The 3,418-nt window shown below is 75.2% G+C and carries 4 protein-coding genes; 2 read left to right on the forward strand and 2 right to left on the reverse strand.

The genetic code is table 11. From position 1 onward, the window contains the following. Positions 1-110 precede the first annotated feature (110 nt). Together ABZW03_RS38760 and ABZW03_RS38765 are read right to left on the reverse strand one after the other, a co-directional pair. The gene (locus tag ABZW03_RS38760; protein WP_355269263.1) at positions 111-977 is read right to left on the reverse strand and encodes an alpha/beta hydrolase; all 867 of its coding nucleotides are present in this window, start codon (positions 975-977) and stop codon (positions 111-113) included. Positions 978-1,012: 35 nt separating this feature from the next. Then, positions 1,013-1,414 carry a MerR family transcriptional regulator gene (locus ABZW03_RS38765; protein WP_355269265.1) on the reverse strand — a complete coding sequence of 134 codons (402 nt, stop codon included), beginning with the start codon at positions 1,412-1,414 and terminating at the stop codon, positions 1,013-1,015. Positions 1,415-1,492: 78 nt separating this feature from the next. Here ABZW03_RS38765 and ABZW03_RS38770 point away from each other — a divergent pair, with 78 nt between their 5' ends. Next, positions 1,493-2,734 (forward strand): MFS transporter, encoded by a 1,242-nt coding sequence (locus tag ABZW03_RS38770; RefSeq protein WP_355269267.1) that lies wholly within the window; start codon positions 1,493-1,495, stop codon positions 2,732-2,734. Between the two features lie 110 nt (positions 2,735-2,844). Next, positions 2,845-3,102 (forward strand): hypothetical protein, encoded by a 258-nt coding sequence (locus tag ABZW03_RS38775; protein WP_355269269.1) that lies wholly within the window; start codon positions 2,845-2,847, stop codon positions 3,100-3,102. Positions 3,103-3,418: the final 316 nt, after the last annotated feature.

Here is a 3,418-nt window from a genome sequence, read left to right on the forward strand (position 1 = left end):
GGTCGCGGGGCCGTCGGTGCTCCGGGGCCGGTCCTCGGCGCCGGCGAGCGGTCCTCGGCGCTGGGGGCCGGTCCTCGGCGCTGGGGGGTCCTCGGCGCTGGGGCCGGTCCTCAGCCGCGGAGGGCGTCGAGCCAGTCGCCGAACACGGAACGGACGGTTTCGGCGGCCTCGACCTGGGGGTTGTGGCCGGCGCCGTCGAGGACGGTGGCGGCCATCCGGGGGTAGTGGTCGAGCAGGGCGAGCTGGTCGCGCCAGCCGACCAGGGCATCCTGCCGGGTGGTGACCAGCAGGTGGTGGCCGCGGTGCTGCGGGGCCCGGTGCTCGGGCCAGTGCGGCAACAGGAAGTCGGCTTCGAGCTCGGCGGCGGCCGCCTGGTCGTGCGCGTGCCAGCCGGGCCGGACGTACCGCTCGAAGAGCTCCCAACTCTCCTCGGTGTGGCGGGCCATGACGTACCGGAACAGCTCGCGGTCGGGCGCCGGGAGCCGGGCGAGGAGGTCCTCGTCGCGCTCGACCACGGACTCCTCGGGCAGGGCCCGGTCGGCACCCCAGCGGACCACCGGCACCAGCAGCGCCGAGCCCAGCACCTGCTCGCCGAACCGCGCGGTCACCGCCCGGGCCAGCTGGCCGCCGAAGGACTGCCCGACCACCGCGAAGGGCCGCCCGCCGACCTGCTCCTCGATCCACCCGGTGACGGCCTCGACGAGGGCGCCCGCCGAGGCCGGGCCCGACAGCCGGGGGCTGGTGCCGTGGCCGGGGAGGTCCAGGTAGAGGCGCTGCCAGCCGGGGCGGTCGGCGAAGGCGGGTTCGAGCGGGAGCAGGACGCGGTGGTCGAGGGTGTAGCCGTGGATCAGGACGATCGGGGTGCCGTCGCCGAAGGCGGTGTGGCGGATCGCGGAGCCGGTCGTGTCGGTGGTGCCGGTGGTGTCAGTCGTGCTGGTGGTGCCAGTGGTGCCGGTGGCACTGGTCTTGTCGGTCATGGCAGCAGCGTCCAACCATGACATCCATGGCAAGGTCAAGCGGCGGAATGCGAGCGCTGGACTTCGAGCGGCGGTTCGGAGAGGCCCTTGACCACCTCCAGGTACTCCCGGATGGCGTCCCGGTTGCGGGTCAGGCACAGGATCCGGCGGGTCATCCGGTCCGTCTCGGACTCCAGGGTGGCGAGCATCTCCGGTGTGGCGTCGGCGAAGTGGATCGTCCGCGGGGCGTCCAGGCAGGGCAGGATCTGCTTGATGATCCGGGTCGGCAGCCCCGCGTCCAGCAGACCGCGGATCTGCAGCACCCGGTCCACCAGGTACTCGTCGTACGCGCGGTAGCCGTTCGCCTCGCGGCGCGGCGTGATCAGCCCTTGCTGCTCGTAGTACCGCAGCAGGCGCGGGGTGCTCTCCGTCCGCCGGGCGAGTTCGCCGATGCGCATGTGTGACCACCCTCACTCAGGGCCGGCGCCGCCCCGACTGGACCTTGACATGGATGTCAACGATAGACGATCGGGCCCATGTCCACTTCTGAACTCCGCTCCCCCGAGCAGCCGGTGGCCCCCGCCCCGCGGCTGCCCTGGCCCGCGCTGCTGGCCATGAGTACCGGCGGATTCGTCACGATCATGACCGAGGCCCTGCCCGCCGGGGTACTGCCCGCGATGAGCGCCGACCTCGGTGTCAGCCAGTCCGCCGCCGGGCAGTCCGTCACGCTCTACGCGGTCGGCTCCATCGCGGCCGCCATCCCGCTGACCGCCGTCACCGGACGCCTGCCGCGCAAGCGCCTGCTGCTGGTCGCCGTCGGCGGCTTCGCCGCGGCCAACGCCGTCACCGCCGTCTCCCCGAGCTACCCGCTCACCCTGGCCGCCCGGTTCGCGGCCGGCCTGGTCGCGGGGCTGCTCTGGGCCCTGCTGGCCGGGTACGCCCGGGGCATCGTCGCGCCGGAGCAGCGCGGGCGGGCGATGGCCGTCGCCATGACCGGCTCGACGGTCGCCCTGTCGGTGGGCGTGCCCGCCGGCACCCTGCTGGCCGGCCTGGTCGGCTGGCGGGTCACCTTCGGGCTGATGAGCGCGATCGCCGTGGCGCTGACCGGCTGGATGCTGTTCGCGCTCCCGGAACTGCCCGGCCGGACCGGCCAGGCCCGCATCCCCGTCCGGCAGGTGCTGCGGATGCCGGGGGTGGCCGCCGTCCTGGCCGTCACGGCCACTTTCGTGCTCGCCCACAACGTCCTCTACACGTACGTCGCCGCGCTGCTCGAACCGCTGGGACTGGACGGGCGGACGGACACCGTCCTGCTCGTCATCGGGCTGTCCTCGCTGGTCAGCATCCTCGGCACCGGCGCCCTGATCGACCGGTACCTGCGCCCGCTGACCATCGCCGCCTCCGTCCTGGTCGCCGCCGCGGCCCTGCTCCTGGCGGCCGCCCTGCTCGGCCCGACCGGCTGGCCCGCCTACGCCGCCGCCGCGCTCTGGGGCCTCGGCTTCGGCGGCGCCGCCACCCTCCTCCAGACCGCCGTCGCCGACGCGGCCGGCCCGGCCGGGGACATCGCCCAGTCGCTGCTCGTCACCTGCTGGAACCTCGGCATCGCCGTCGGCGGCCTGGCCGGCGGCCTCCTCCTCGACCAGGCCGGCCCGACCGCCCTGCCCTGGTCCGCCCTCGCCCTGCTGGCCGCCGCCCTGGCCACCACCGTCGGCGGGCGACGGCACGGGTTCCCGGGGCGGGACGGCACTCGTTCGCGTGAAACCGACGCCGGCTCCGCGTGACCGACGCCCGTCCGCCGTACCGTGGGCCGCATGACGGCCCGTGCCCCTGTCCGCCAACTCCGGAAACGAGCCGACGAGTTGATCGACCTGGTCGCGGCGGCGAGCGCGTCGTGATCACCCGGGACGGGCGGCCGGTCGCCGTCCTCACACCGGTCGGCTCCGAGCAGCGGGTACGCGAGAACCTCGTTCGCGACGGCTCCCTCACCCCGGAGAACGCCGCGACCGCCCGCGGCCTGGCCGACTGGCCGCTCCCCTCCCCCGAGGGGGGCGCCGCGCTCGGGTCGGCCTCCGCCGCCCTGCTCGCCCTGCGGGAGAAGAACCACCGACCTGTCCCGGCTCCTGCCGGACCGCAAGCTCCTGGCACCTGAGGACGGCTCCACCGCGCCGCGCACCCCGTCCCGTGCCAACCGTCCGCGCCCTCGCGGTCAGGAGGACGTCCGCCTGCGGGGGTGCTGCCACGGCCGCCGGGCTCTCGCGTCCGGCCGCGAAGCCGAGCGGCCCCGCCTCGATCGCGCTGACGCAGCCCGGTTCAGGGTCCTGCGCCGCCGGCTCCCGGCCCGCGTCGCCCGCCCGGTGCGGCCCGTTCGTGGCGCCGCACCGGGCGGGCCGGTCCACGTCCGCAGCTGGGGCGTGCCCGACAATTCCCGTCGGGCTCGCGACGCTCCCCCAGGACACACGCGCAAA

The sequence above is a fragment of the Kitasatospora sp. NPDC004799 genome (assembly GCF_040609095.1).
In the GTDB taxonomy this organism is placed as follows: Bacteria; Actinomycetota; Actinomycetes; order Streptomycetales; family Streptomycetaceae; genus Kitasatospora.